Origin of the sequence: Enterobacter sp. PP-008-ECC_S150, assembly GCF_045257065.1 — a bacterium.
In the GTDB taxonomy this organism is placed as follows: domain Bacteria; phylum Pseudomonadota; class Gammaproteobacteria; order Enterobacterales; family Enterobacteriaceae; genus Enterobacter; species Enterobacter chengduensis.
Genome location: NZ_JBJHHG010000001.1, coordinates 329,357 through 355,526 on the forward strand (window position 1 = coordinate 329,357; position 26,170 = coordinate 355,526).

At 56.5% G+C, this 26,170-nt stretch carries 28 protein-coding genes; 9 read left to right on the top strand and 19 right to left on the bottom strand.

The window, feature by feature from the left end; translation table 11 throughout:
* Positions 1–250 precede the first annotated feature (250 nt).
* The gene (alaA, locus tag ACJBF3_RS01435; RefSeq protein ID WP_003861471.1) at positions 251–1,465 is read left to right on the top strand and encodes an alanine transaminase AlaA; all 1,215 of its coding nucleotides are present in this window, start codon (positions 251–253) and stop codon (positions 1,463–1,465) included.
* 118 nt (positions 1,466–1,583) lie between these two features.
* Complete coding sequence (gene yfbR / locus ACJBF3_RS01440) at positions 1,584–2,183, top strand: 5'-deoxynucleotidase (RefSeq protein WP_045327921.1); 600 nt, start codon at positions 1,584–1,586, stop codon at positions 2,181–2,183.
* Between the two features lie 54 nt (positions 2,184–2,237).
* Here yfbR and ACJBF3_RS01445 read toward each other — a convergent pair whose 3' ends face one another.
* The 4 genes from ACJBF3_RS01445 to yfbV form a co-directional block, all read right to left on the bottom strand.
* Positions 2,238–4,070 carry an SLC13 family permease gene (locus tag ACJBF3_RS01445; RefSeq protein ID WP_045327918.1) on the bottom strand — a complete coding sequence of 611 codons (1,833 nt, stop codon included), beginning with the start codon at positions 4,068–4,070 and terminating at the stop codon, positions 2,238–2,240.
* A gap of 75 nt (positions 4,071–4,145) precedes the next feature.
* Positions 4,146–4,805: a sugar phosphatase gene (locus tag ACJBF3_RS01450; RefSeq protein ID WP_045327916.1), complete on the bottom strand. Its 660-nt coding sequence runs from the start codon at positions 4,803–4,805 to the stop codon at positions 4,146–4,148.
* A gap of 11 nt (positions 4,806–4,816) precedes the next feature.
* Positions 4,817–5,311: a YfbU family protein gene (locus ACJBF3_RS01455; protein ID WP_008502874.1), complete on the bottom strand. Its 495-nt coding sequence runs from the start codon at positions 5,309–5,311 to the stop codon at positions 4,817–4,819.
* Positions 5,312–5,402: 91 nt separating this feature from the next.
* Positions 5,403–5,858 (bottom strand): terminus macrodomain insulation protein YfbV, encoded by a 456-nt coding sequence (gene yfbV, locus ACJBF3_RS01460; protein ID WP_032641969.1) that lies wholly within the window; start codon positions 5,856–5,858, stop codon positions 5,403–5,405.
* Positions 5,859–6,195: 337 nt separating this feature from the next.
* On the opposite strand from yfbV, the gene ackA reads away from it, so the two are divergent.
* On the top strand, positions 6,196–7,398 hold the full coding sequence (ackA, locus tag ACJBF3_RS01465; protein WP_045327914.1) for an acetate kinase: 1,203 nt from the start codon (positions 6,196–6,198) through the stop codon (positions 7,396–7,398).
* 76 nt (positions 7,399–7,474) lie between these two features.
* Positions 7,475–9,616 (top strand): phosphate acetyltransferase, encoded by a 2,142-nt coding sequence (gene pta / locus ACJBF3_RS01470; RefSeq protein WP_045327913.1) that lies wholly within the window; start codon positions 7,475–7,477, stop codon positions 9,614–9,616.
* A gap of 115 nt (positions 9,617–9,731) precedes the next feature.
* Here pta and ACJBF3_RS01475 read toward each other — a convergent pair whose 3' ends face one another.
* The 5 genes from ACJBF3_RS01475 to ACJBF3_RS01495 form a co-directional block, all read right to left on the bottom strand.
* The gene (locus tag ACJBF3_RS01475; protein ID WP_045259691.1) at positions 9,732–10,685 is read right to left on the bottom strand and encodes a transketolase family protein; all 954 of its coding nucleotides are present in this window, start codon (positions 10,683–10,685) and stop codon (positions 9,732–9,734) included.
* Positions 10,678–11,508 (bottom strand): transketolase, encoded by an 831-nt coding sequence (locus ACJBF3_RS01480; protein ID WP_045327912.1) that lies wholly within the window; start codon positions 11,506–11,508, stop codon positions 10,678–10,680. The genes ACJBF3_RS01475 and ACJBF3_RS01480 overlap by 8 nt, the downstream gene beginning before the upstream one ends.
* Entirely contained in the window at positions 11,505–12,896 is a 1,392-nt protein-coding gene (locus ACJBF3_RS01485; RefSeq protein ID WP_045327911.1) for a PTS ascorbate transporter subunit IIC, read from the bottom strand. Before ACJBF3_RS01485 ends, ACJBF3_RS01480 begins: the two co-directional genes overlap by 4 nt.
* 21 nt (positions 12,897–12,917) lie before the next feature.
* Positions 12,918–13,190, bottom strand: a complete 273-nt coding sequence (locus ACJBF3_RS01490; RefSeq protein WP_045327910.1) for a PTS sugar transporter subunit IIB — start codon at positions 13,188–13,190, stop codon at positions 12,918–12,920.
* 80 nt (positions 13,191–13,270) lie between these two features.
* Positions 13,271–13,714: a PTS sugar transporter subunit IIA gene (locus ACJBF3_RS01495; RefSeq protein WP_045327909.1), complete on the bottom strand. Its 444-nt coding sequence runs from the start codon at positions 13,712–13,714 to the stop codon at positions 13,271–13,273.
* Between the two features lie 234 nt (positions 13,715–13,948).
* Here ACJBF3_RS01495 and ACJBF3_RS01500 point away from each other — a divergent pair, with 234 nt between their 5' ends.
* Positions 13,949–14,968: a LacI family DNA-binding transcriptional regulator gene (locus tag ACJBF3_RS01500; RefSeq protein WP_045327908.1), complete on the top strand. Its 1,020-nt coding sequence runs from the start codon at positions 13,949–13,951 to the stop codon at positions 14,966–14,968.
* A gap of 3 nt (positions 14,969–14,971) precedes the next feature.
* Here the strand turns inward: ACJBF3_RS01500 and yfcD are convergent, their stop codons facing one another.
* From yfcD to yfcF, 3 genes are read right to left on the bottom strand one after another with little or no spacing between them, the layout of a single operon-like run.
* Complete coding sequence (yfcD, locus tag ACJBF3_RS01505) at positions 14,972–15,526, bottom strand: NUDIX hydrolase YfcD (RefSeq protein ID WP_045327907.1); 555 nt, start codon at positions 15,524–15,526, stop codon at positions 14,972–14,974.
* A gap of 55 nt (positions 15,527–15,581) precedes the next feature.
* Positions 15,582–16,133: a phosphodiesterase gene (gene yfcE / locus ACJBF3_RS01510; protein ID WP_045327905.1), complete on the bottom strand. Its 552-nt coding sequence runs from the start codon at positions 16,131–16,133 to the stop codon at positions 15,582–15,584.
* A gap of 56 nt (positions 16,134–16,189) precedes the next feature.
* Entirely contained in the window at positions 16,190–16,834 is a 645-nt protein-coding gene (yfcF, locus tag ACJBF3_RS01515) for a glutathione transferase (protein WP_045327903.1), read from the bottom strand.
* Between the two features lie 139 nt (positions 16,835–16,973).
* Here yfcF and yfcG point away from each other — a divergent pair, with 139 nt between their 5' ends.
* From yfcG to ACJBF3_RS01535, 4 genes are all read left to right on the top strand, one after another.
* Positions 16,974–17,603: a GSH-dependent disulfide bond oxidoreductase gene (yfcG, locus tag ACJBF3_RS01520; protein ID WP_047723518.1), complete on the top strand. Its 630-nt coding sequence runs from the start codon at positions 16,974–16,976 to the stop codon at positions 17,601–17,603.
* A 75-nt stretch (positions 17,604–17,678) separates the two neighbouring features.
* The gene (gene folX, locus ACJBF3_RS01525) at positions 17,679–18,047 is read left to right on the top strand and encodes a dihydroneopterin triphosphate 2'-epimerase (RefSeq protein WP_045327902.1); all 369 of its coding nucleotides are present in this window, start codon (positions 17,679–17,681) and stop codon (positions 18,045–18,047) included.
* A 13-nt stretch (positions 18,048–18,060) separates the two neighbouring features.
* A complete protein-coding gene (locus tag ACJBF3_RS01530) occupies positions 18,061–18,954 on the top strand; it encodes a TIGR01777 family oxidoreductase (RefSeq protein ID WP_045327901.1) in 894 nt (297 codons plus the stop codon).
* A gap of 44 nt (positions 18,955–18,998) precedes the next feature.
* Positions 18,999–19,508, top strand: a complete 510-nt coding sequence (locus ACJBF3_RS01535; RefSeq protein WP_045327900.1) for a GNAT family N-acetyltransferase — start codon at positions 18,999–19,001, stop codon at positions 19,506–19,508.
* A gap of 92 nt (positions 19,509–19,600) precedes the next feature.
* On the opposite strand, the gene hisP is transcribed toward ACJBF3_RS01535, so the two are convergent.
* The 7 genes from hisP to purF all read right to left on the bottom strand — a co-directional run bounded on the left by hisP (position 19,601) and on the right by purF (position 26,144).
* Positions 19,601–20,374, bottom strand: a complete 774-nt coding sequence (gene hisP / locus ACJBF3_RS01540; protein ID WP_045327899.1) for a histidine ABC transporter ATP-binding protein HisP — start codon at positions 20,372–20,374, stop codon at positions 19,601–19,603.
* Positions 20,375–20,382: 8 nt separating this feature from the next.
* Positions 20,383–21,099: an ABC transporter permease gene (locus tag ACJBF3_RS01545; protein WP_008502590.1), complete on the bottom strand. Its 717-nt coding sequence runs from the start codon at positions 21,097–21,099 to the stop codon at positions 20,383–20,385.
* On the bottom strand, positions 21,096–21,782 hold the full coding sequence (locus ACJBF3_RS01550; RefSeq protein ID WP_045327897.1) for a histidine ABC transporter permease HisQ: 687 nt from the start codon (positions 21,780–21,782) through the stop codon (positions 21,096–21,098). Before ACJBF3_RS01550 ends, ACJBF3_RS01545 begins: the two co-directional genes overlap by 4 nt.
* A gap of 88 nt (positions 21,783–21,870) precedes the next feature.
* Positions 21,871–22,653 (bottom strand): histidine ABC transporter substrate-binding protein HisJ, encoded by a 783-nt coding sequence (gene hisJ / locus ACJBF3_RS01555; RefSeq protein WP_008502592.1) that lies wholly within the window; start codon positions 22,651–22,653, stop codon positions 21,871–21,873.
* Between the two features lie 226 nt (positions 22,654–22,879).
* Positions 22,880–23,662, bottom strand: a complete 783-nt coding sequence (argT, locus tag ACJBF3_RS01560; RefSeq protein WP_008502593.1) for a lysine/arginine/ornithine ABC transporter substrate-binding protein ArgT — start codon at positions 23,660–23,662, stop codon at positions 22,880–22,882.
* A gap of 305 nt (positions 23,663–23,967) precedes the next feature.
* The gene (locus ACJBF3_RS01565; RefSeq protein ID WP_045327895.1) at positions 23,968–24,537 is read right to left on the bottom strand and encodes a UbiX family flavin prenyltransferase; all 570 of its coding nucleotides are present in this window, start codon (positions 24,535–24,537) and stop codon (positions 23,968–23,970) included.
* 89 nt (positions 24,538–24,626) lie between these two features.
* Positions 24,627–26,144, bottom strand: a complete 1,518-nt coding sequence (gene purF, locus ACJBF3_RS01570) for an amidophosphoribosyltransferase (RefSeq protein ID WP_021241570.1) — start codon at positions 26,142–26,144, stop codon at positions 24,627–24,629.
* Between the last annotated feature and the right edge of the window lie 26 nt (positions 26,145–26,170).

Here is a 26,170-nt window from a genome sequence, read left to right on the forward strand (position 1 = left end):
CCTATTTTTTCCAGCACAATATACACCTTTTTTACAACACAACAGCACATTTAACCTACCCTCGCGCTTTATGCACAACTTTAAGACAGTAAAAAAGCGCACGCATAGCGAAAAAGATTAATCATCATTCCCCCGCTGACACAAAATCTTCTACTGCATACCCTTCAAAACGAAGCGAGGGGGGAGTACATTATTCCGTGCTGACTTCCACGGCAGGGAGTGGCAATAATAGCGAAAAGGTTAAAGGTTCATGTCCCCTATCGAAAAATCCAGCAAGCTAGATAACGTCTGTTATGACATCCGCGGCCCGGTTCTGAAAGAGGCAAAACGTCTTGAAGAAGAAGGCAATAAGGTTCTGAAACTCAACATTGGTAACCCTGCGCCATTTGGTTTTGAAGCGCCGGATGAAATTCTGGTTGATGTGATCCGCAACCTTCCTACTGCACAGGGCTATTGCGATTCAAAAGGACTTTACTCCGCGCGTAAAGCCATCATGCAGCACTACCAGGCACGCGGCATGCGTGATGTTACCGTGGAAGATATTTATATCGGCAACGGCGTCTCCGAGCTTATCGTGCAGGCGATGCAGGCGCTGCTGAACAGCGGGGACGAAATGCTGGTACCCGCGCCGGACTATCCGCTGTGGACGGCCGCGGTATCACTCTCCAGTGGTAAAGCCGTGCACTATCTGTGCGATGAGTCCTCTGACTGGTTCCCGGATCTCGATGACATTCGCGCGAAAATCACGCCCCGCACCCGCGGCATCGTGATCATTAACCCAAACAACCCGACGGGCGCGGTGTACTCAAAAGAACTGCTAATGGAGATCGTTGAGATCGCCCGCCAGCACAATCTGATCATCTTCGCTGACGAAATTTACGACAAGATCCTCTACGACGCGGCGCAACATCACTCCATCGCCGCGCTGGCCCCGGATCTGCTGACCGTCACCTTTAACGGCCTGTCTAAAACCTACCGCGTGGCCGGTTTCCGCCAGGGCTGGATGGTGTTAAACGGTCCGAAAAAGCACGCCAAAGGCTATATTGAAGGGCTGGAGATGCTGGCCTCCATGCGTTTATGCGCCAACGTTCCGGCGCAGCACGCGATCCAGACGGCGCTCGGTGGCTACCAGAGCATCAGCGAGTTTATCGTTCCCGGCGGTCGCCTGTATGAACAGCGTAACCGCGCGTGGGAGCTGATCAACGATATCCCGGGCGTCTCCTGCGTGAAGCCGAATGGGGCGCTCTATATGTTCCCGAAAATTGACGCGAAGCGCTTCAATATCCATGACGATCAGAAAATGGTGCTTGATTTCCTGCTGCAGGAAAAAGTGCTGCTGGTTCAGGGGACGGCGTTTAACTGGCCGTGGCCGGATCACGTGCGTATCGTGACGCTGCCGCGCGAAGATGACCTCGAAATGGCCATCAGCCGCTTTGGTCGCTTCCTCTCTGGATACCATCAGTAACGTTGCCTTTCTGCCGGGTGGCGCTTCGCTTGCCCGGCCTACATAATCCGCAAATTTGCATCTTCCCTTCCCTCCCCGCACAATGAACGCCTGTCGCAGTGAAGACATAAGGTAACCTATGAGTCAGAGTCATTTCTTTGCCCACCTCTCCCGCCTGAAGCTCATCAACCGCTGGCCGCTGATGCGCAACGTGCGCACGGAAAACGTGTCAGAGCACAGCCTGCAGGTTGCGATGGTCGCTCACGCGCTTGCGGCGATTAAAAACCGCAAATTCAACGGTCAGGTCAATGCAGAGCGCATCGCCCTGCTGGCGATGTATCACGATGCGTCAGAAGTGCTGACCGGCGACCTGCCCACACCGGTGAAATATTTCAACTCGCAGATTGCGCAGGAATATAAGGCCATCGAGAAGATTGCCCAGCAGAAGCTGATTGAGATGGTGCCCGAAGAGCTGCGCGACATCTTCGAGCCGCTCATCAATGAGCATCAGTACACGGAAGAGGAAAAGTTGCTGGTGAAACAGGCCGACGCGCTGTGCGCCTATCTGAAGTGTCTGGAAGAGCTGTCTGCGGGCAATAACGAATTTTTACTGGCGAAAACGCGTCTGGAAAAAACGCTGGAATCCCGCCGCAGCGAAGAGATGGATTACTTTATGCAGGTGTTTGTACCGAGCTTCCATTTATCGCTGGATGAGATCAGTCAGGATTCGCCGTTGTAATTTTTCGCCGGGTGGCGGCTTCGCCTTACCCGGCCTACGTTTCTGCACTCACGCTTAAAACGGGAACAGGATCGGTATGAATACCACGCACACCACCATCACCAGGATGGTGAACGGCACGCCAATCTTCACAAAATCGCTGAACCTATAATTCCCCGGCCCCAGCACCAGCGTATTGACCGGGGATGAAACCGGCGTCATAAATGCCGCGGATGCCGCCATGGCCACCATCATCGCAAACGGGTACGGCGATACGCCCATTGACTTCGCCATCGCCAGCGCAATCGGCGCCATCAGCACCGCCGTCGCGGTGTTGGAGATAAACAGGCCGATGGTGGCGCACATGATAAACAGGCAGACCAGCATCATGTATGGCCCATAACCGCCGCCCACGTCCATTAAGCCTTTAACGATCAGATCCACCCCGCCGGTTTTTTGCAGCGCCAGGGCGAAGGGCATCATCCCGACAATGAGAATAATGCTCGGCCAGTGAATGGCTTTATAGGCGCTTTCGGCGTCAATGCAGCGGAATTTGCCCATCAGCAAACAGGCAATAATGGCGGCTATGGGGTTTGGAATTTCATCGGTCAGCATCAGCGCGACCATCAGTACCAGACAAAAAATCGCATGCGGCGCCTGGCTGTGCGCCGGGGAAGCATCGCTCTCCTCAACCGGCATGTTGAGCACCACAAAATCACGCCCTTTTTGCCCGAGCTGGCTAATCAGCTTCCAGTTACCGACCACAAGGAAGATGTCGCCTAACAGGATCGGCTCATCCACGACGGCCCCTTCCATCGCCACGCCGTCGCGCTTCAGCCCCACAACGTTCAGGCCGTAGCGGGTGCGGAACCCCATCTCCCGCACGGTTTTACCCAGCAGTTCCGACTCCGGGATCAGCGACACTTCGGCCATGCCCACGTCCAGCGCCTGGTCGGAAAAATACTCTCCGCGCAGCACCATCGGCTCCAGCAGCTGTTCGCTACAGAACTCGCGCAGATCCACGTCCGCGGTGGACATATCGATCAGCAGGACGTCACGCGCCCGAAATTCCGATACACCGTTGACGTTGACGATCACCCGGCGAAAACGGCGCCAGCGCTCCACGCCGATCACGTTCGCCCCATAGCGCTCGCGCAGCTTCAGGTCATCGAGCCGCTGCCCCACCATCGGCGAGCCGGGGCGTATGGCCAGACGGCGCGCTCGCCCGGTAAGTCGGTACTCTTTAATCAGATCGCGGAAGGTGCGTCGTTTCCACCCTTCTTTATTTTTATCCTGCTTTTCACCTTTCAGGGCAAAACGGGTCAGCAGCATGTAGACCACGCCCAGCACCAGAATCACCAGACCCAGCGGAGTGACGCTGAAAAAGCTGAAGCCCTGAAAGCCTTCCCGGAGCAGCTCGCTGTTCACCACCAGGTTCGGCGGGGTGGCCACCAGCGTCATCATGCCGCTGATCAAACCGGCAAAGCTCAGGGGCATCATCAGGCGTGACGGCGAGCTCTGCATCCGCATGGAGACGCTCAGCACCACAGGGATAAAGATGGCGACCACGCCCGTGGAGCTCATAAACGCGCCCAGCCCGGCGACGGTCACCATCAGGTAGATCAGCATTTTGGTTTCGCTGCTGCCCGCCACCTTCACCAGCCACGACCCCATAATGGTCGCCACGCCGGTGCGCACCAGGCCGTCGCCAATAATAAACAGGGCGGCAATCAGGATCACGTTGGGGTCGCTGAATCCGGAGAAGGCTTCCGGCAGCGTCAGCGTGCCGCTTAGCACAAACGCGACGATCACAAACAAGGCGACGGCGTCCATGCGTACCTTGCCTGAGGCGAAGAGAATAATGGCGATTAAAAGCAGGCTCAGGACCCAAATCAGTTCACCGTTCACAACCTATCCTTGTCAGTGGAAGATGAGGAATTTTGCCATAAAAAAGCCCCAGCAATGTGGGGCTAAATCATGGGATTACATTTTTAGCGAGACGGTAACCACGCCGTCCGGCGCTTTTGACACCGCCAGCGCCGTCAGGGAATCCAGCACAAAGTCCGCCTCATTCAGCCGGGGAGACCCGGCAGGAACGTTAACAGCAATGACGTGACTCCCGGCGTTCAGCCCGGCCAGTACGCCTGCCGCCGCATCTTCCACCACCACGCACTCTGCGGGCGCGAGGCCCAGCAGTTCAGCGCCGAGCAAAAACGCATCCGGCTCTGGCTTGCCGCGCTTGACGCGCTCTGCGGTGATGAACACTTCAGGCTTCGGTAAACCGGCCGCCTTATGACGGGCATGCGCAACCGGAACAGAGCCGGAGGTGACGATAGCCCACGGGATCTGCGCTTCATTAAGGTGCTCAAGCAGCTCGCGTGCGCCGGGCAGCGCGGTGATGCCTTCGGTATCGGTGGCTTCAATCTGCTCCAGGTATCTGAACTCCGCCTGAATCTCTTCCTCAGAACGCCCCGCTAAGAAGTGCCGCAATGAGGTGATGGCCTGTTTGCCATGGATGAAATTCAGCACGTCCTGATGGTCGATGCCATGCCTGTCAGCCCAATGGCACCATGAGCGCTCCACAACCGGCAGCGAATCCACCAGCGTACCGTCCAGATCAAACAGAAAACCTCTACACTGCACACGCACCTCCGTCAGGCATTAATGATTTGTTGAATTTCGTTGCTGCTTAAATGGTACTGACGCGGGCAGGCGTGCCACGCGCTCAGCATGCGCTGATATTTATCCCACATTGGGGTCTGCGCGTTAAAGCCGTGAGTGCCCGCATCAAAATGGGTATAGCGCCCTTCGGTATTCACCATAAAGCGAACATAGCTCAGATAGCGCGCTTCCGTTGCCGCATCAAAGCCTAAGAAGGTCACGCGGCGCTCGTCGATGGACTGCTGGTCTTTGAGATTCGTCCAGGACACGTGCAGGGCGTGGTACATCTCCATAATGTCGATCACGATGCGGCAGGTTTCTTCTTTCAGCTCGCCAAACTCGCGGTCCAGTTCGCGCATTTGCAAACCAAAACCGCGTTCAACGATGGTCTGCAGGCGGCTGTAGCGCGCAGCGTTATCGGGATCAAGCATAGTCATCATCTTGTACTGGTTGGACAAAATCAGACGTTGAGCATGGGTCATTTCCATCTTTCGACTCCTGTAGCGCATTGCACTTAAAAAAAAGACACGGTAACTGATTGTTACTGTGCCCTCTTTTCGTCGTCGTTTCGATGATCAATCACAAGTCATCGAGGAATGTTTTATCCAGTTGCTTAAAAGCACGCTTCAGCGTGTCCGCCAGCGCCTGGTAATCGGGCTTGCCTTCAACCGGAGCCAGCGCCTGCCCGGCCTCCTCCAGTTTTCCGCGCACTTCATAAAACCAGTGTAAAATAGAAGGGGGAAGTGGCGTGACGGAGCGTTTTCCTAGCCACCACAGGCCCTGCATCGGCAGGCTTAGCGCGAAGAGCGCCGTCGCTACCGCAGGGCCAAGCTGGCCACCCAGCGCAATTTGCCAGCATAAGGTAAAGACAGCGACGGGCGGCATAAAGCGAATCGCATAGCGCGTGGCGCGAATCGTGCGATTCTCAATGAACATTGGCGCAAGGCGCTTTTCCATCGGCCACGTCTTTGCGTAATGCTGTCCCCGACGAAACAGACTGAAGAAATTGACGGACGGGTTCTCTGGTGTCGACATGGCTGTACCTCAACTTCACATATAAAAATTAAAATTTTCGTGCAAAACCACAACAGGCTATGACAACGTTCAAAATATTTTGTCATCCCTACCCCGTATCAGGTATCCTGTGCCAGCCTGATAGGGCCATAGACGAGAAACATTAACTCGTCAAATTATTGCACATTATGCCATTGGCTGAAAATTGTGCAAAATGGCATAAAATCATAGTTATTTCTTCCATCATGCCACAATGTTCGTTTGGCATGATGTTAATCATAAATGTCTGAGTCATCCTGCGTTACGCTGTTAGACTCACTGACGTTTTTTTAGCCACGTATCAATAATAGGTACTTCCATGTCGAGTAAGTTAGTACTGGTTCTGAACTGCGGTAGCTCCTCACTGAAATTCGCCATCATCGATGCGCTCAACGGTGACGAATACCTCTCTGGTTTGGCCGAATGTTTCCATCTGCCTGAAGCACGTATCAAGTGGAAGATGGACGGCAGCAAACAAGAAGCGGCTTTAGGTGCAGGCGCCGCTCACAGTGAAGCGCTGAACTTTATCGTTAACACTATTCTGGCACAAAAACCAGAACTGTCTGCTCAGCTGACTGCGATTGGTCACCGTATCGTCCACGGCGGCGAAAAATACACCAGCTCCGTCGTCATCGACGAATCTGTGATCCAGGGCATCAAAGACTCCGCCTCTTTTGCACCGCTGCACAACCCGGCGCACCTGATCGGTATCGCTGAAGCGCTGAAATCCTTCCCGAATCTGAAAGACAAAAACGTGGCCGTATTCGACACCGCGTTCCATCAGACCATGCCGGAAGAGTCTTACCTCTATGCCCTGCCATACAGCCTGTACAAAGAACACGGCGTACGTCGTTACGGCGCGCACGGCACCAGCCACTTCTATGTGACGCAGGAAGCCGCAAAAGTCCTGAACAAGCCGGTTGAAGAACTGAACATCATCACCTGCCACCTGGGCAACGGTGGTTCCGTTTCTGCTATCCGCAACGGTAAATGTGTTGATACCTCTATGGGTCTGACCCCGCTGGAAGGTCTGGTGATGGGTACCCGTTCCGGCGACATCGACCCGGCGATCATCTTCCATCTGCACGACACCCTGGGCATGAGCGTTGACCAGATCAACAAAATGCTGACCAAAGAGTCTGGCCTGCTGGGTCTGACCGAAGTCACCAGCGACTGCCGTTACGTTGAAGACAACTACGCAGAGAAAGCTGACGCGAAACGTGCAATGGACGTTTACTGCCACCGTCTGGCGAAGTACATCGGCTCTTACACTGCGCTGATGGAAGGCCGCCTGGACGCGGTTATCTTCACCGGTGGTATCGGTGAGAACGCGGCAATGGTCCGTGAACTGTCCCTGGGCAAACTGGGCGTTCTGGGCTTCGAGGTTGATCACGAGCGTAACCTGGCTGCCCGCTTCGGCAAGTCTGGCTTCATCAACAAAGAAGGCACCCGTCCTGCTCTCGTTATTCCAACTAACGAAGAACTGGTCATTGCGCAAGACGCGCACCGCCTGACTGCCTGATTCCACACCGCCAGCAATGCTGGCGGTGCTGTTTTGTAACCCGCCCCATTTGGGCGGTAACGAAAGAGGATAAACCGTGTCCCGTACTATTATGCTGATCCCTACCGGAACCAGCGTCGGCCTGACCAGCGTCAGCCTTGGCGTTATCCGTGCTATGGAACGCAAAGGCGTTCGTCTGAGCGTCTTTAAGCCAATCGCCCAGCCACGTGCCGGTGGCGATGCGCCAGACCAGACCACCACCATCGTTCGCAAGAACTCCAATCTGCCAGCGGCTGAACCGCTGAAGATGAGCCACGTTGAGTCGCTGCTGTCCAGCAACCAGAAAGACGTGCTGATGGAAGAGATCATCGCCAACTACCACGCTAACGCGCAGGACGCGGAAGTGGTGCTGGTTGAAGGTCTGGTCCCGACTCGCAAACACCAGTTTGCCCAGTCTCTGAACTTTGAAATCGCGAAAACCCTGAACGCAGAGATCGTGTTCGTGATGTCTCAGGGTACTGATACCCCAGAGCAGCTGAACGAGCGTATCGAACTGACGCGCAGCAGCTTCGGCGGCGCAAAAAATACCAACATCACCGGCGTGATCGTGAACAAGCTGAACGCACCGGTGGATGAGCAGGGCCGTACTCGTCCTGACCTGTCCGAGATCTTCGACGACTCTTCCAAAGCGAAAGTGATCAAAGTTGACCCGGCTAAGCTGCAGGAATCCAGCCCGCTGCCGGTTCTGGGCGCGGTGCCATGGAGCTTCGATCTGATCGCCACCCGTGCCATCGACATGGCGCGTCACCTGAACGCGACCATCGTTAACGAAGGCGACATCAACACCCGCCGCGTGAAGTCCGTGACCTTCTGCGCGCGCAGCATTCCGCACATGCTGGAACACTTCCGCGCAGGTTCCCTGCTGGTAACCTCCGCAGACCGTCCAGACGTGCTGGTTGCAGCCTGCCTGGCCGCGATGAACGGCGTGGAAATCGGTGCGATTCTGCTGACCGGTGCCTACGAGATGGACCCACGCGTCAGCAAGCTGTGCGAACGCGCGTTCGCCACCGGCCTGCCGGTCTTCATGGTGAACACCAACACCTGGCAGACCTCCCTGAGCCTGCAGAGCTTCAACCTGGAAGTGCCGGTTGATGACCACGAGCGTATCGAGAAAGTTCAGGAATACGTTGCGGGCTACATCAACGCAGACTGGATCGAATCCCTGACCGCGACCTCCGAGCGTAGCCGTCGTCTGTCGCCTCCAGCCTTCCGCTACCAGCTGACCGAGCTGGCGCGTAAAGCGGGCAAACGCGTTGTTCTGCCAGAAGGCGACGAACCGCGTACCGTTAAAGCGGCCGCTATCTGTGCAGAGCGCGGCATCGCGACCTGCGTACTGCTGGGTAACCCGGACGAGATCAACCGCGTGGCGGCGTCTCAGGGCGTGGAGCTGGGCGCGGGCATCGAAATCGTTGACCCTGAAGTGGTTCGCGAAAGCTACGTTGCCCGTCTGGTTGAGCTGCGTAAGAGCAAAGGCATGACCGAAGCCGTTGCGCGCGAGCAGTTGGAAGACAACGTGGTTCTCGGCACGCTGATGCTCGAGCAGGACGAAGTTGACGGTCTGGTTTCCGGTGCGGTTCACACCACCGCAAACACCATTCGTCCACCGCTTCAGCTGATCAAAACCGCACCGGGCAGCTCTCTGGTTTCATCCGTGTTCTTCATGCTGCTGCCTGAACAGGTTTACGTTTACGGCGACTGCGCGATCAACCCGGATCCAACCGCTGAACAGCTGGCTGAAATCGCTATCCAGTCCGCAGACTCGGCCACCGCTTTCGGTATCGAGCCGCGCGTTGCGATGCTCTCCTACTCCACCGGCACCTCGGGTGCAGGTAGCGACGTAGAGAAAGTGCGTGAAGCGACTCGTATTGCGCAGGAAAAACGTCCTGACCTGATGATCGACGGCCCGCTGCAGTACGACGCCGCGGTTATGGCTGACGTTGCGAAATCCAAAGCGCCGAACTCGCCGGTTGCGGGTCGCGCTACCGTGTTCATCTTCCCGGATCTGAACACCGGTAACACCACCTACAAAGCGGTACAGCGTTCTGCCGACCTGATCTCCATCGGGCCGATGCTGCAGGGCATGCGCAAACCTGTGAACGACCTGTCTCGTGGCGCACTGGTAGACGATATCGTCTACACCATCGCGCTGACGGCGATCCAGTCTTCGCAGCAGCAGTAATTGTAAGGTCTTGCCGGATGGCGCTTCGCTTATCCGGCCTACAGGACCGTAGGCCCGGTAAGCGTGAGCGCCACCGGGCAACAAAAAGGCGACCACAAAGGGTCGCCTTTTTTATTTACAGCAGCTCTCTCGCCGCCGACACAATGTCATGTGCCGTCAGGCCATACTCTTTCTGCAGAAAATCCTGCGTTCCCACCTGGCCGTAACGCTCCTTGACCCCGACCCGCCGCATCGGCACCGGGCAGGTTTCCACCAGCACTTCCGCCACCGCCGATCCCAGCCCGTTGTGAATGCTGTGGTTTTCGCAGGTCACGATGCGCCCGGTTTTCTCGGCGTAGTTTTTCACCAGCATCCGGTCGATGGGCTTGAGGGTAAACATGTCGATGACCGCCGCGCTGACCCCCTCCTGCTCCAGCTGTCGCGCCGCTTCCAGCGCTTCCGCCACCATGATGCCGTTGGCAATCAGGGTAATATCGGAGCCTTCGCGCAGCACGTTGCCTTTACCAATGGTGAAGGTGGAGCCTGGCGCATACACGCTCGGCGCCTGCTTACGGATGGTGCGTACCCAGTAGAAACCTTCGAGGTCGATAAGCTGGCGCAGCACGTCTTCGAACATTACCGCGTCGGTAACCTCCAGCACTACCGAGTGCGCCAGGCCGCGCACGATGCCCATATCCTCAAACGACATATGCGTCCCGCCGTTGTGGCAGGCCGTCACGCCCGCATCCGACGCGATCACCTTCACGTTGTTGCGCTGATAGTCCAGGGACATAAACAGCTGGTCGAAGCAGCGGCGGCTGGCAAAGGCGGTGAAGGTGTGAACAAAGGGCTTACGTCCGGTCAGCGACAGCCCCGCCGCGGTGCCGATGACGTTGGCCTCCATAATGCCGCAGTTGATCACGTGCTGCGGATAATCGCGCGCCACGCCGTCCATCGCCATCGAGCTCATCAGATCCGCTTCCAGGGCGATAATCTCGCTTCCGGCCTCAATCTGTTTTGCCACGAAGCCCGCGTACACCTTACGCATCTCAACGGCGTCTTTCTGTCCTGCCGGTGCAACCTTAATCATGTGAAGCCTCCAATTGGCGAATCGTCTCGTTGAGGGCCGCTTTGCTCTCCGGGGTTAACCGCAGGTGGTGCGAATTGCTGAGCTGTTCCAGGTACGGCACCCCCTGCCCTTTGATGCTGTCGAGGATCACCACCAGCGGGCGCGCATCGGCTTCGGGCACGCGGGACGTCACCGCCAGCAGCGTCGGGATGTCATCCCCCTTCACCGTGGCGACGTCATAGCCAAAGGCGCGGAATTTCCCCTCCAGGTCAAACGCGCTGATGATCTCGTCCAGCTCGCCGTCGAGCTGCTGTTTGTTCCAGTCCACAAACACCGTCAGGTTGTTCAGACGATGGTGGGCGATAAACTGAAATGCCTCCCAGCACTGCCCCTCGTTCAGCTCGCCGTCACCGACGATGCAAAATACCCGATTCGGCCTTCCTGCCAGCCTGTGCGAGAGCGCCATCCCGCCGGCAATGGAGATCCCCTGCCCCAGCGAACCGGTGGTGGCATCCACGCCGCGCGTTTTCAGGCGGTCCGGGTGGCTCGGCAGACGCGTCCCGTTCTGATTCAGGGTGCTCAGCTCCTCCACCGGGAAATAGCCCTTGATCGCCAGCGTGCTGTACAGTGCCGGGCCCGCATGGCCTTTCGACAGGACGAAGTTGTCTCGCTCCGGCCAGTCCGGATCCGCCGGGTCGATCTTCATCACCGCGCCGTACAGCACGGCCAGGGTTTCAACCACCGACATACTGCCGCCGTAGTGGCCAAAGCCGAGCTGCGTGAGCGATTTCAGCGTCTCAAGGCGGATCTGTCGCGCGAGTTCGGTTATCTCTTTCTCATTCATAATTTGGCTCCGGTGTTTTCCTGCGCGTTACCGCCAGCAGGTTTGTTTTTTGCGAAGACGTTGTACGCCACCAGCAGCACGAACAACGCCACAACCAGCCCGGTGATGGCCAGCGGCGACAGGAAGCGCGCCAGGTTGCCAAGGACAATCCCGACCGCGCCGAAGTCGGCGTCCGAGAAGGTGGTGTTGGCAAAGCCAATGGCGCCCAGCACCGGCAGCAGCAGAACGGGCAGGAAGGTGATCAGCAGGCCGTTAGCAAAGGCGCCAATCATGGCCCCGCGACGTCCGCCGGTGGCGTTACCGAATACGCCCGCCGTTGCGCCGGTGAAGAAGTGCGGCACCACGCCCGGGAGGATCAGCACCCAGCTAAACTGACCGCAGATGAACAGCCCCACAATTCCGCCGAGGAAGCTGAACAGGAAGCCAATCAGCACCGCGTTCGGCGCATACGGATACACCACCGGGCAGTCCAGCGCGGGACGCGCATTGGGCACCAGCTTTTCCGAGAATCCGGTAAAGGCCGGAACGATTTCTGCCAGAATCAGGCGCACGCCCTGCAGGATGATGAAGACGCCTGCCGCGAAGGTGATCGCCATGATGATGGCGTAGACGAGGTAGTTCTGGCCGCCGCTGAAGGTGGCTTCAACGTACTCGCGCCCGGCGCTCACCGCCATGATCAGGTAGATAATCATCATGGTCAGGGAGATGGAGATCGAGCTGTCGCGCAGGAAGCTCAGGTTTTTCGGCAGGTTCATCTCTTCGGTTGAGCGAGAGCCTTTGCCGACCTTGCTGCCAATCCAGCCGGAGAGCACGTAGCCCAGCGTGCCGAAGTGGCCGAAGGCAATTTCATCGTTGCCGGTAATGCGCTTCATATAGCGCTGCGCAATTGCCGGGAAGAAGGCCATGATCAGGCCGAGGATCAGCGAGCCGGTAAAGACCAGCCCCACGCCCTCAAAGCCCGCGACCGTCAGGATCACGCCAATCATGCACGCCATATAAAACGTGTGGTGCCCGGTGAGGAAGATGTACTTCAGGCGGGTAAAGCGCGCGACGATAATATTCGCCACCATGCCGAAGGCCATAATCAGCGCGGTCGCTGCACCGTATTTTTCCAGCGCGATGGACACAATCGCTTCATTGTTTGGAATAATGCCCTGAATCGTAAAGGCGTGCTCAAACATGCCACCCAAAGGATTTAACGACCCCACCAGTACCGTGGCACCGCCGCCCAGCACAATAAAGCCCAGAATGGTTTTAATGGTTCCCTTCACGACGTCCGAAAAAGCTTTTTTCTGCGCAACCAGTCCAATAAGCGCAATTAAACCGACCAGCACCGAAGGGACTTTTAAAATATCAACAACGAAATTCAGCGTTTCAAGGATAAACATATCCACCTCGCCTTATCAGGGTTATTGTCTTTCGAACCAGGCGCGCAGCTGCGCTTCAAGCTCGTTGATGTCGATGATGTTGTTGATCACCACCAGCTGGCTTTCCGGGACGCTGGCGCTGGCCGCAATGTCTTTTGCCATCACGAACAGATCCGCCGCGCCCGGCGTGGCCGAGGAGAGATCGGAATGTTCAACCTCTGCGCTAATCTCCAGCTTTTTGAGCACCTTTTTAATATTCATTTCGACCATAAAACTGCTGCCCAGGCCGGAGCCGCAAATAGCCATGATTTTCATTGTTGTCCCCTTATTTTGAGTAGAGCACGCCCCATCACGCCGACGCGTAATGTTGTGAATAATCGGATTAAAGAATTAAATCAGAAGCGGTCAATAATCGTTTTAATTTCCTCCAGGGTATTCGCCTGATGCAGTTTTTCCATATCTTCGTCGCTGGAAAATAATTCAGCCAGCGATGAGATCATCTCGATATGGCTATTTTTGTCGGGTGCCGCGAGCATAACAATGACGTCGACAGGGTCAAACTCACCGGCACCAAACGAGACGCCCTGTTTTAGTTTTAATAACGACAGCCCCAGTCCTTTGGCACCTTCCTCCGGCCGCGCGTGCGGCATCGCCAGCCCTGGTGCCAGCACATAATAGGGTCCTAACGCGTGGTGCTGCTGGATAATGGCCGTGACGTATTCAGGCGCAATCACCTGCAGATCCAGCAGCGGCTTCGCGCACAGCTCCAGCGCCTGCGGCCAGTCTTCCACGCTCTCCTGCAGCGTGATGGTTGTATCATATATCCATTTTTTGAGCACTTTTCACTCCCGCGACACGCTTAAGATGAGCAAACTTTATTCAACGCGTCGATGATTGACTGCGATCGCGATCACAAAGATAGCGCTACCAATGCTTAACATGCAGAAATGTGATAGCGCTATCAAATTGCAATCACGTTGCTAAATCACAGCAAAAAAAGGGATTTAAGGCGTATACTGCCTGTCACGTGAAGCGAAGGAAAAGAAGAACGCGTCTGGTCAGCAGGAAGGTGTATGTCTCTAACCCGAAAACGGCGCAGTACCGGTAAAGTGACACTCGCCGATGTCGCACAGCTTGCCGGTGTGGGCACGATGACCGTGTCCCGTGCACTCCGCACGCCCGAACAGGTTTCCGATAAACTACGTGAAAAAATTGACGCTGCCGTGCAGGCGCTGGGCTATATGCCTAATCTTGCCGCCAGCGCGCTGGCCTCGGCCTCGTCATGGACGATAGCCATGGTCGTGCCCAACCTCTCCGAAGCCGGCTGCTCGGAGATGTTCGCCGGGCTACAGCAGGTGCTGCAGCCTGCCGGATACCAGATCATGCTGGCTGAATCCCAGCACCGTCTGGAGCAGGAGGAAAAGCTGCTGGAGACGCTGCTGGCGTCGAACATTGCGGCCGCAATCCTGCTCAGCGTTGAACATACCGACACCGTTCGCCACTGGCTGAAAAATGCCTCTATTCCGGTGATGGAGATGGGCGCCATGCGCGCCGATCCGATTGATATGAATATCGGGATTGATAACGTGGCGGCGATGTATGAGCTCACGGAAATGGTCATTAAGCGCGGCTATCAAAATATAGGCCTGCTGTGCGCCAACCAGGAGCAGTGGATTTTCCAGCAGCATCTGCAGGGCTGGTACAAAGCCATGCTTCGCCACCATATGTCGCCGAACCGGGTCATTAACGCGGCGATGCCGCCGAGCTTCTCAACCGGCGCGGCGCAGCTGCCCGAGTTCCTGCTGGCGTGGCCGGAGCTGGATGCGCTGGTGTGCGTCTCCGACGAGCTGGCCTGCGGCGCGCTGTACGAGTGCCAGCGCAGGCGAATCAAAGTGCCGGACGATCTGGCGGTGGTTGGCTTTGGCGATAGCGATGTGAGCAGCGTCTGTCAGCCGCCGCTGACGACGATGGCGGTACCGCACCGCAAGATTGGTATTGAGGCCGGGAAAGCGCTGCTGGAGCGCCTGAATGGCGGAGACTGGCGCGATCAAAAGCCCATCGCGTCCAGTCTGTGTCTGAGGGAGAGTTGCTGAGGCTTACTCGGCCTCTTCCTCTTTCTCTGATTTAGTCGATTCGTTTTTGGCGTTGCGGGTCATCCACAGCGCCAGCGCTTTTAATGAATCCGGCGTGAACTCGTCGCAGCGCGCGGTGATCTCTTCCGGCGTCATCCAGCTGACTTCACTCACCTCTTCTTCCTGCAGGGCGAACGGGCCGTGGGAAACGCAGCTAAACAGCCCGCCCCAGACGCGGCAGTGTTCATCCTCGAAGTAGAACTGCCCGTGCTCGGCAAACGGCACGCCGGCAATGCCTAACTCTTCTTCCGCTTCACGCCGGGCGGAATCCAGCAGCACTTCATCCGCCTGGACGACGCCGCCCGCGGTGGCATCCAGCATCCCCGGGAGAAAATCTTTGGTGTCCGTGCGGCGCTGCACCAGAATTTTGCCCATACCGTCATGCACGACGATGTACGTTGCGCGGTGACGCAGGCGCTCCGCCCGCATTTGTTCGCGGCTGGCCTGCGCGATCACTTCATTCTCTTCGCTGACAATGTCAACCCACTCTGTACTTGCCAAATGACTCTGCTCCACCATCGGGAAACCTTCTCTTCTAAGCGCTCTTTCGGCGCGTTTGCAGTTGTGGTGTAACTTACGGATTAATCGCTATCTGCGCAATAACTTGCTGATCATTAAGTGCGAAAACGCTCAGGGTATTTTCATCCAGCATGCCGTAGCTCGCAGGATAGCCCCCCTTCGGGATACTGACGGAGCCCGGATTAAAGTGATAAATCTCACCGCGTTTTTCCGCAACCGGAATATGAGTATGACCGTAAACCAGGACATCGCCAGCCGCGAGGGGCGGGAGATTATCCGGGCTATAAAGGTGCCCATGGGTCAGAAACAGCCGGTGTTGTTCGAGCAGCACCTGTTGCCACGGCGCGGTAAGGGGGAAATGCAGCAGCATCTGGTCCACTTCGCTGTCGCAGTTGCCGCGAACGGCGATAATGCGCGAGGCAAACGGGTTAAGCTTTTCCGCCACCTGCGCAGGCGCGTAGCCCTCCGGCAGCGCGTTACGCGGGCCATGATTGAGCACATCCCCCAGAATAATCAGCCACTGCGCGCCGCTTTGTACAAACAGGGAGAGGACGCGCTCGGTCGCGGGCAGGGATCCATGGATATCCGACGCAAACATCAGTTTCATCAGTCACTCCTCGGGAAAACAGACTGCCCCCATCATACCTGAAGCGTCGGGGCTTATCAGCCCGCGCGCTTGGCCGAGAGTGCCACATAGCGCTGCACGGAGGCGCGCTGCCACTGGAACGCGGCATAATCCACCAGCAGCTGCGGCACCGCATCGCCGTTGAGGATCAGGCGGTTGAGCATCAGCGCCAGGTCGGCGTCGGCAATGCACCACTCGCCGAACAGGTTTGGGTTGCCGTGGGCGAGCAGCGAGGTGGCGGTCTCAATCAGCTTTTGCGCGCTGACGCGGCCTTCTGCGCTGAGCGCCGGCTTTTTCACCCCGGCAAACACGACGTCCGTCGAGCGCTCCTCGCGAATCGGCACCAGATCGCTTCGCAGCCACGCCTGGATCTGCCGCGCCCGGGCGCGTTTTTGCAGATCGTGGGGATAGATGCGCTCCCACTCAGGCGGCGCAAAGCGATCTTCCAAATATTCATCAATCGCTGACGATTCGCTCAGGGCAAAACCATCAACCTCCAGCACCGGCACGCGTCGGGTCAGGTCGTAGCCCTGCCACTGCGGTTTGAGGTGTTCACCGCCGTCAAGATCGACGGTTTTAAGCGTAAAAGTCAGTCCCTTTTCGGCCAGCGCAACGTATACGCTCATAACATACGGAGAAAAGAAATTCGCATCGGACCACAACGTGATTACGGGCTGGTTCATAACATCCTCATCGGCTGATCGGTTTTTACTCAACATATAATCTCTTTGCCGCGCTGTCACTTGATGAAAACTCACGATTTACAACAACCACCTATACTCATTTTCATGGCACCCCTCTTCGCATGGACAGGAGTTGAGAATGATCGACCTTTATTATGCCCCTACCCCAAACGGCCATAAGATCACCCTCTTTCTTGAAGAAGCCGAGCTGGATTACAGGATCATTCGCGTGGATATCAGCAAAGGCGAGCAGTTCAGCCCTCTCTTTCTGGCTATCTCGCCGAATAATAAAATTCCGGCCATTATCGATAACCAGCCGGCGGACGGAGGCAGGCCGCTGAGCCTGTTTGAATCCGGTGAAATTTTGCTCTACCTGGCGGAAAAAACCGGCAAGCTGCTGAGCGGCGAACTGCGCGAACGTCACCATACCCTGCAGTGGCTCTTCTGGCAGGCGAGCGGGCTGGGCCCCATGCTGGGGCAAAATCACCACTTTACCGCCTACGCCCCGCAGCCTATTCCTTACGCGATAGAGCACTATCAGGTAGAGACTCAACGGCTTTATGACGTTCTGAACCGTCGGCTGGAAAAGACGCCGTGGCTCGGAGGCGATCACTACAGCATTGCCGATATCGCCTGCTGGCCGTGGGTGAATACGCATGAAAAACACCGGATTGACTTAACCTCTTACCCGGCGGTGAACAACTGGTTTGAGCGCATCCGGACTCGCCCGGCCACCGAGCGGGCGATGCAAAAAATCCAGCAAATTTAGCCCCCTATGAGGCTGGGTGCCTGCAAACCTCTCATGTATGATGAGCAGGAAATACTGACACGGAGAAGACCTGCAATGTCACAGCCAGACGCTATTATTCGTATAAAAAATTTACGCCTGCGTACCTTCATCGGTATCAAAGAGGAAGAGATCGCCAACCGCCAGGATATTGTCATTAACGTGGTGATCCACTACCCCGCAGACAAAGCGCGGGCCAGCGAAGACATCAACGACGCGCTGAACTACCGCACAATCACCAAAAACATTATCCAGTTTGTGGAGAATAACCGCTTCTCTCTGCTGGAAAAATTAACTCAGGATGTGCTCGATATCGCACGCGATCATCACTGGGTCACTTATGCTGAAGTAGAGATCGATAAACTTCATGCCCTGCGCTACGCCGATTCCGTCTCCATGACGCTAAGCTGGCGGCGCCAGGCATAAACCTGGAGGTTGTATGAAGATTTTGCTGACCGGCGGTACAGGCCTGATTGGTCGCCACCTTATTGCACGTCTGCAGGCTCTGCATCACGACGTTACCGTGGTCACGCGCAGCCCGGAGAAAGCGCGTCAGGTGCTGGGGGCCGGTGTCGATATCTGGAAAAATCTTGCCGAGCAGCAAAATCTGGACGGTTTCGACGCCGTCATTAACCTCGCGGGTGAGCCCATCGCCGATAAGCGCTGGACGGAAGAGCAAAAACAGCTGTTATGCAGCAGTCGGTGGACCATCACCGAAAAGCTGGTCGAGCTGATCCGCAATAGCCACACCCCACCTTCGGTGCTGATTTCCGGGTCAGCCGTGGGCTATTACGGCGATCTTGGTGAGGTGGTGGTGACAGAGGAAGAGCCGCCCCACAACGAATTTACCCATAAGCTCTGCGCCGAATGGGAGCGCATCGCCTGTCGAGCCCAGAGCGATAGCACCCGCGTCTGCCTGCTGCGGACCGGTGTGGTGCTTGCGCCGAAAGGCGGCATTCTGGGCAAAATGCTTCCGCCGTTTAAGCTGGGACTCGGCGGCCCCATTGGTAATGGCCGTCAGTATCTGGCGTGGATCCATATCGACGATATGGTCAACGGCATCCTCTGGCTGCTCGATAACGATCTGCGCGGGCCGTTTAACATGGTTGCGCCGTATCCGGTGCGTAATGAACAGTTTGTTCATGCGCTGGGACGTGCTCTGCACCGCCCGGCGATATTACGCGTGCCCGCCACGGTGATTCGCCTGATGATGGGCGAAGCGTCCGTGCTGGTATTAGGCGGGCAACGGGCGCTGCCAAAACGGCTGGAAGCGGCCGGTTTTGCGTTCCGCTGGTATGAATTAGAAGAGGCGCTGGGGGATGTGGTGCGCTGAATATGCTACAGTGACAGGCCATGTTCCGAAAATATGGCGTAACAATGGCAACTCTCACCACACCCCGGCTTCACCTCACTCCTTTCGAACCCGCTGACTGGGCGTTTTTCCGCTCGCTGCGCGAAGATCGCCGCATCATGCGCTACATGGCCGCCATCGCGCCGGAAAAAGAGACCCGACGCGTGTTTGCCGCACGATTGATGGCGGAGCACGTCTTTGTGATCCGCTCTCTGGAGGACAATACGCCGCTTGGCGATATCGGCCTGCAAATCAGCCCTGAGAATCGTGAAGAGGCCGACATCGGCTACACGGTGGTGCCTGCCGCGCAGGGGAAAGGTATCGCCAGCGAGGCGCTGCGCGCGGTGTGTGATTACGCGTTCAACCAGACCGGCGTGAAGGCGATTAGCGCGTACGTGCTGGCGGACAACGGCGGTTCGGTGCGGGTGCTGGAGAAAGCGGGGTTTGTGCGCACGCAGGTGCTTGAAAAGGCGTATGAGATTGACGGCGTGCGTTACGACGACTGGGTGTATCGGCTGGAGCGCGGTGCGGCCTGAATGCCGGGCGGCACTGCGTTTGCCCGGCCTACGGTTTTTGTAGGCCCGGTAAGCGAAGCGCCACCGGGCGATTAGGCTGCACCGCGGCCTGTCTACTTCAACGATCCCTTAAGGAACTGCTGCAAACGCGGGCTTTGCGGATTCGCTAAAACGTCGTCCGGGTGCCCCTGCTCTTCAATTTTTCCCTGGTGCAGGAAAATCACGTGATTCGAGACGTTACGGGCGAAGCCCATCTCGTGCGTCACCACCACCATCGTTTTGCCCTCTTCGGCCAGCTTCTGCATAATGCGCAGCACTTCGCCAACGAGTTCCGGGTCGAGCGCGGAAGTCGGCTCGTCGAACAACAGCACCTCGGGTTCCATCGCCAGCGCGCGGGCGATGGAGACACGCTGCTGCTGACCGCCGGAGAGATGCACCGGGTATTTTATCTGCTGGCGCTCGTCGATACCCACTTTCGCCAGGTATTTCACCGCGCGCTCGCGGGCTTCCTGCTTGCTCAGACCCAGCACCTGAATCGGCGCCTCCATCACGTTCTCCAGCACCGTCATGTGGCTCCATAGGTTGAAGTGCTGGAATACCATCGTCAGACGCGTGCGCAGCAGGCGCAGCTGATGCTTATCCGCCACCTTCAGCTGGCCGTCTTTGTCACGCACCAGGTTAATATTCTGCCCGCTCACCACAATCGAGCCTTCGCTCGGCTTTTCGAGGAAGTTTATGCAGCGCAGGAAGGTACTTTTACCCGAGCCGGATGAGCCGATGATACTGATCACGTCGCCCGCATTCGCCTGCAGCGACACCCCTTTCAGCACTTCATGTTCGCCGTAGCGTTTGTGCAAATCAATAACGTTTAATTTGTTCTCAGCCATCATCTTTCTCAGTGCGTCGAAGAGGGTTTTATATGCTGCAACCAGCGTTTTTCAGCCTTACGGAACAGGCTAATCAGAACATAAGAGATAATTAAATAGAGCACCGCCGCAATGCCAAACGCGGTAAACGGCTGGTAGGTCGCGGAGTTAATATCGCGCGCGATTTTGAGCAGATCCGGCACCGTCGCGGTAAAGGCCAGCGCGGTAGAGTGCAGCATCAAAATCACTTCGTTACTGTATGCCGGTAACGCGATGCGCAGGGCCGACGGCAGAATAATGCAGCGGTAGAGCTTCACGGAGGAAAAGCCGTACGCGCGCGCCGCTTCAATTTCGCCGTAAGGGACAGAACGAATGGCCCCGGCGAAAATCTCGGTGGTATAGGCGCAGGTGTTGAGCGTTAAGGCCAGCACCGTACAGTTGAGACCGCTGCGGAAGAACGCGTTCAGCATCTCGGTGCCTTTTACGATCTCCAGCGTGTACATCCCCGAGTAAAACACCAGCAGCTGCACGTACAGCGGCGTACCGCGAAACACGTAGGTGAACAGCCAGATCGGGAACTGAATAAATTTATTGTTCGAGACGCGGCCAATGGCGAGAAACACCGCCAGAATGCCGCCCATCACCACGGAGGAGATCAGCAGCCAGAGCGTGATCGCCACGCCGGTAAAGCGGTAGCCGTCCGTCCACAGCAGCGATTTCCAGTATTCCTGAATAATCTCAATCACAGGTCAGCCCTCTTCACACCCACGGAGTAGCGACGCTCAAGCAGAAGCAGCACGCCGTTGGAGACGGTCGTAAAGACCAGATAGATCACGCCGCAGACCACCGCAAAATAGAACGGCTCCCAGGTGCTCTTGCCCGCCAGCTGAGTCGCTTTCACGACGTCTTCCAGGCCGAGCAGCGAGACCAGCGCCGTCGCTTTGAGGATAACCTGCCAGTTATTGCCGATGCCCGGCAGCGCATAGCGCATCATGGCCGGAAACATGATCCGACGAAACGTTTGTGAAGAGGTAAAACCAAATGCGGTGGCCGCCTCAATGTGGCCTTTCGGCACGGCCATGTAAGCGCCGCGGAAGGTTTCGGTGAAGTAGGCACCATAGATAAAACCGAGGGTAATAATACCGGCCACCATCGGGTCGATATCAATTTGTCCCATGCCCATCGCGTCCGTTATGCTGTTCAGCGCAATCTGCAGACCGTAAAAGATAAGCAGCATCAGCACCAGATCGGGAACGCCGCGAATCAGCGTGGTGTAGCCTTCAAAAATCAGCGCCAGCGGTTTGTTAGCCGAAAGCTTCGCCCCTGCGCCCGCCAGACCTATCAGCACCGCCAGCACCACGGAGCTGATAGCCAGCTCAAGGGTGACAAGCGCGCCCTGTAAAATAACGCCAGAAAATCCGTACAGCATACCGCGAGCCCTGTCGTATCGTGAGTGGTGGAACCGTGTCTTATCCCCTCCCGCTACGGGAGGGGCCGCACGTTATTTGACGGAGCGATTAGCCGCCGTAAACGTTAAAATCAAAGTACTTTTTCGCCAGCTTGTCGTAGGTGCCGTCAGCGCGCATTTCAGCAAACGCTTTGTTCAGCGCCTCGCGCAGCTCGTTGTCTTCTTTGCGCAGGCCCATACCGGTGCCCACACCGAACAGCTTCACGTCCTTAATGGACGGGCCGCCAAACTTGTAATCTTTACCTACCGGCGTTTTCAGGAAGCCTTCGCTCGCCGCGACTTCATCCTGGAATGCCGCATCAATACGGCCCGCCGTCAGGTCAGCGTAGATATTTTCCTGGCCCTGATAGGAGACGATTTCAATCCCCTTCGGCGCCCAGTGTTCGTTGCCGTAGGTTTCCTGGGTAGTGCCCTGCAGCACGCCGACGCGTTTCCCCTTCAGCGACTCCAGCGTTGGCTGAATATCAGACGATTTTGCTACCACCAGACGCGAATCGGCCGCGTAGAGCTTGTCGGTGAAGGCAATCTCCTGCTGGCGTTTTTCGGTGATGGAGAGGGAGGACATGATTACGTCGATTTTTTTTGCTTTCAGGGATGGGATCAGCGCATCCAGCGGGTTCTCAACGTAGGTACACTGTGCTTTGATGCGTTTGCACAGCTCATTGGCCAGATCGATGTCAAAACCGACCAGTTCACCCTTTGAATTCTTCGATTCGAACGGCGCATAGGTTGGATCGGTACCGATGCGAATTTTCTGCGGAATGGCTGCGAATGCCGCGGTGGCGCTGGAAAAAGCCAGTACCAGAGATAGTGACAATACGAGTTTTTTCATCTTTGTCCTCAACAAACTGTCTTCATACGGGATTTTTACGACGACGGGGTGGTGCTAATGTGCCATTAATCCCCTCTGTCAGGCAAAGACTAATGCCCTTCAGGCGGGAATTTTTGCATTATAAATGCGTAAGTATGCACAAAGCGTTCCAATACGGTGCAATACATGCACCGTATTGGTTCAACCGCTCCCGTAACGCACCGTGCCGGTGCGTCACCGCCAGGCATTATTCACCGTATACGTTGAAGTCGAAGTATTTCTTCGCCAGTTTGTCGTAAGTACCGTCTTTACGCAGCTCTGCAAAGGCTTTGTCGAAGGCGGCTTTCAGCTCGGTATCATCCTTGCGCAGGCCAATCCCGGTGCCGTCACCAAAGTACTTTTTGTCTTTCACCGACGGGCCCGCAAACGCGTAGTCCTTGCCCGCAGGCTGCTTCAGGAAGCCTTCGCTCGCGGCGACTTCATCCTGGAATGCCGCATCCAGACGGCCTGCCGCCAGGTCAGAGTAAATCAGATCCTGGTTCTGATAGGCCACCACGTCGACGCCCTTCTCGCGCCAGTTAGCATTGGCATAGCCTTCCTGCGTCGAGCCCTGAAGCACGCCAACATGCTTGCCCTTCAGCGAGTCGATGGTGGGCTTGATCGGAGAACCTTTCGGCGCAATCAGGCGAGAATCCGCGGCGTAGAGCTTGTCAGAGAAGGCAATCTCCTGCTGGCGTTTTTCGGTGATGGAGAGAGAAGAGATAATGGCGTCGATTTTCTTGGCTTTCAGCGACGGGATTAACGCGTCAAAGTCGCTGCCCACCCATGTGCATTTCACCGCAATGCGCTTGCACATTTCATTTCCCAGATCGATATCAAACCCCACGAAATCGCCTTTCGCATCCTTGGAAGAGAATGGCGCGTAGGTTGCGTCTGTACCGATACGAACCGTCTGTGGAAGCGCTGCGTAGCTACCTGCTGCCGCACTTAACCCCACGAGCAAAGACAGAGCCAGAACCGTCTTCTTCATACATTTACCCTCAAGTACCGTGATTTTATTATGTATTGTGTTGTGTGTTGTGTGTTGTGTGTTGTGTTGCAGGCTTCATCTTGCAGGTCTTATGCCACATTGCCGTCGGGTCAAAACTTCGACGTTAAATATGTTAATAAAACGTTGCGATACTGCCTTAATGGTGAAAGATAGCAGGTCTGCCGAACGAACCGGAAAGAGAAAAAGGGAAAAAACGAATTAAATGTCGAGGATATGATCGCCGTTGCATAATTGCCCTGAAACAGGGCAACGTCTTTTTTTATGCACGCTGTTTGTGCACAGAATCAGGCTCCCTGCCAGCGGGTGAAGAGATCTTCAGGCAGGTCGATATCGAACTGATCCAGCACGCGGTTAACGGTCTGGTTAATCACGTCGTCCAGCGTTTGCGGGCGATGGTAGAACGCGGGCACCGGCGGCATGATCACCGCTCCCAGCTCGGCGGCCTGCGTCATTAAGCGCAGATGTCCCAGGTGCAGCGGCGTTTCCCGCACGCAGAGCACCAGAGGACGCCGCTCCTTCAGCACCACATCCGCCGCGCGCGTCACCAGGGTGTCGGTATAGCTGTTCACAATGCCGGAGAGCGTTTTAATTGAACAGGGCAGGATAACCATGCCGGCGGTTTTATACGAGCCAGAGGAGATGCTGGCGGCGATATCGCGGGCATCGTGAACCACGTCAGCCAGTGCCTGAACATCGCGCAGGGAGAGATCGGTTTCCAGAGAGAGGGTCTGCCGCGCCGCCTGGCTCATCACCAGATGGGTCTCGACGTCCGCCACGTTCCGCAGAATCTGTAGCAGACGTACGCCGTAAATGGCGCCGCTGGCGCCGCTGAGCCCAACAATGAGTCGTTTCATGATTTTCGCCCTTACTGATTTCAGGGCAGACTGTGCAGGATTTTGCGGGGAGTTGCAAGTGAGGGCATTCGCCCTCACCTGCATGAGCATCAACCTTCGTTGTGCATCTCTAAGCTTTCAAGATCGTTCTGCAGCTGGACGGCTTTGGCGTCGTCATTGCGCAGCGAATCAAGATAGTCGAGGTACTGCTGGTCAACGTCTTTGGTCACGTAAATACCGTTGAACACGGAGCATTCAAACTGCTGAATTTCCGGGTTCTCGGCACGCACGGCGTCAATCAGGTCGTTGAGGTCCTGGAAAATCAGGCCGTCAGCGCCGATGATCTGGCGAATTTCATCCACTTCACGCCCGTGAGCGATCAGCTCGTTGGCGGTTGGCATATCGATACCGTATACGTTCGGGAAGCGAATTTCCGGCGCGGCAGAGGCCAGGTAAACTTTCTTCGCACCCGCTTCGCGCGCCATCTCGATAATCTGCTCAGAGGTGGTGCCGCGAACGATGGAGTCATCCACCAGCAGGACGTTCTTGTCACGGAATTCCGCGCGGTTGGCGTTCAGCTTGCGGCGCACGGACTTACGACGCAGATGCTGGCCCGGCATGATAAAGGTGCGGCCAACGTAGCGGTTCTTCACGAAGCCCTGACGGTACGGCTTGTCCAGTATGCGGGCGATCTCCAGCGCGATATCGCAGGAGGTTTCCGGGATAGGAATCACCACGTCGATGTCGAGATCGTCCCACTCGCGGGCAATCTTCTCGCCCAGCTTCGTGCCCATGTTGACGCGCGCGCTGTAGACGGAGATCTTGTCGATGAAGGAATCCGGACGAGCAAAGTAAACGTATTCAAACAGGCATGGGTTGCTGACCGGGTTGTCGGCACACTGGCGGGTAAACAGCTGGCCCTTCTCGGTAATGTAGACCGCTTCGCCCGGCGCAACGTCGCGCAGGAATTCGAAGCCCAGGGTATCCAGCGCCACGCTCTCAGAGGCAACCATATATTCGGTACGGCCATCGCCGAGATCGCGTTTGCCGAGCACCAGCGGACGAATGCCGTTTGGATCGCGGAAGGCGACCATGCCGTGACCGATGATCATCGCGACGCAGGCGTAAGCGCCGCGGATCTGGCGGTTGGTCGCGGCAATCGCAGCAAAGATGTTGTCTGCTTCCAGCGGGTAGTGGCGGAAGTTATCCAGCTCGCTGGCGAACACGTTGAGCAGGATTTCAGAATCAGAGGTGGTGTTAATGTGGCGACGTTTCTCTTCGAACAGCTTTTTACGCAGCTCGTGCGCGTTGGTCAGGTTGCCGTTATGAGCAAGGGTGATGCCATACGGTGAGTTGACGTAGAAAGGCTGTGCCTCAGAGGCGCTGGAACTGCCAGCAGTAGGATAACGAACGTGACCGATCCCCATATTACCTTGCAGACGCTGCATATGGCGGGCTTCAAACACATCGTTTACCAGGCCATTCGCCTTGCGTAAACGGAAGCAGTTGTTTGCATCAATGGTGATGATACCCGCAGCATCCTGCCCACGGTGCTGAAGCACCGTTAACGCGTCATAAATCGACTGGTTTACCGGCATGAAACCGGCGATACCGACAATACCGCACATTCGTCTTTTCCTCGTTAAGCCACATC

Excerpts from the sequence above, each read along its gene's own strand:
- alaA (WP_003861471.1), top strand. The coding sequence starts at position 251 with ATGTCCCCTATCGAAAAATCCAGCAAGCTAGATAACGTCTGTTATGAC.
- yfbR (WP_045327921.1), top strand. The coding sequence starts at position 1,584 with ATGAGTCAGAGTCATTTCTTTGCCCACCTCTCCCGCCTGAAGCTCATC.
- ACJBF3_RS01455 (WP_008502874.1), bottom strand. The coding sequence starts at position 5,311 with ATGGAAATGACCCATGCTCAACGTCTGATTTTGTCCAACCAGTACAAG.
- yfbV (WP_032641969.1), bottom strand. The coding sequence starts at position 5,858 with ATGTCGACACCAGAGAACCCGTCCGTCAATTTCTTCAGTCTGTTTCGT.
- ackA (WP_045327914.1), top strand. The coding sequence starts at position 6,196 with ATGTCGAGTAAGTTAGTACTGGTTCTGAACTGCGGTAGCTCCTCACTG.
- ACJBF3_RS01475 (WP_045259691.1), bottom strand. The coding sequence starts at position 10,685 with ATGATTAAGGTTGCACCGGCAGGACAGAAAGACGCCGTTGAGATGCGT.
- ACJBF3_RS01480 (WP_045327912.1), bottom strand. The coding sequence starts at position 11,508 with ATGAATGAGAAAGAGATAACCGAACTCGCGCGACAGATCCGCCTTGAG.
- ACJBF3_RS01485 (WP_045327911.1), bottom strand. The coding sequence starts at position 12,896 with ATGTTTATCCTTGAAACGCTGAATTTCGTTGTTGATATTTTAAAAGTC.
- ACJBF3_RS01490 (WP_045327910.1), bottom strand. The coding sequence starts at position 13,190 with ATGAAAATCATGGCTATTTGCGGCTCCGGCCTGGGCAGCAGTTTTATG.
- ACJBF3_RS01500 (WP_045327908.1), top strand. The coding sequence starts at position 13,949 with ATGTCTCTAACCCGAAAACGGCGCAGTACCGGTAAAGTGACACTCGCC.
- yfcD (WP_045327907.1), bottom strand. The coding sequence starts at position 15,526 with ATGGTGGAGCAGAGTCATTTGGCAAGTACAGAGTGGGTTGACATTGTC.
- yfcE (WP_045327905.1), bottom strand. The coding sequence starts at position 16,133 with ATGAAACTGATGTTTGCGTCGGATATCCATGGATCCCTGCCCGCGACC.
- yfcF (WP_045327903.1), bottom strand. The coding sequence starts at position 16,834 with ATGAACCAGCCCGTAATCACGTTGTGGTCCGATGCGAATTTCTTTTCT.
- yfcG (WP_047723518.1), top strand. The coding sequence starts at position 16,974 with ATGATCGACCTTTATTATGCCCCTACCCCAAACGGCCATAAGATCACC.
- folX (WP_045327902.1), top strand. The coding sequence starts at position 17,679 with ATGTCACAGCCAGACGCTATTATTCGTATAAAAAATTTACGCCTGCGT.
- ACJBF3_RS01530 (WP_045327901.1), top strand. The coding sequence starts at position 18,061 with ATGAAGATTTTGCTGACCGGCGGTACAGGCCTGATTGGTCGCCACCTT.
- ACJBF3_RS01535 (WP_045327900.1), top strand. The coding sequence starts at position 18,999 with ATGGCAACTCTCACCACACCCCGGCTTCACCTCACTCCTTTCGAACCC.
- hisP (WP_045327899.1), bottom strand. The coding sequence starts at position 20,374 with ATGGCTGAGAACAAATTAAACGTTATTGATTTGCACAAACGCTACGGC.
- ACJBF3_RS01550 (WP_045327897.1), bottom strand. The coding sequence starts at position 21,782 with ATGCTGTACGGATTTTCTGGCGTTATTTTACAGGGCGCGCTTGTCACC.
- hisJ (WP_008502592.1), bottom strand. The coding sequence starts at position 22,653 with ATGAAAAAACTCGTATTGTCACTATCTCTGGTACTGGCTTTTTCCAGC.
- argT (WP_008502593.1), bottom strand. The coding sequence starts at position 23,662 with ATGAAGAAGACGGTTCTGGCTCTGTCTTTGCTCGTGGGGTTAAGTGCG.
- ACJBF3_RS01565 (WP_045327895.1), bottom strand. The coding sequence starts at position 24,537 with ATGAAACGACTCATTGTTGGGCTCAGCGGCGCCAGCGGCGCCATTTAC.
- purF (WP_021241570.1), bottom strand. The coding sequence starts at position 26,144 with ATGTGCGGTATTGTCGGTATCGCCGGTTTCATGCCGGTAAACCAGTCG.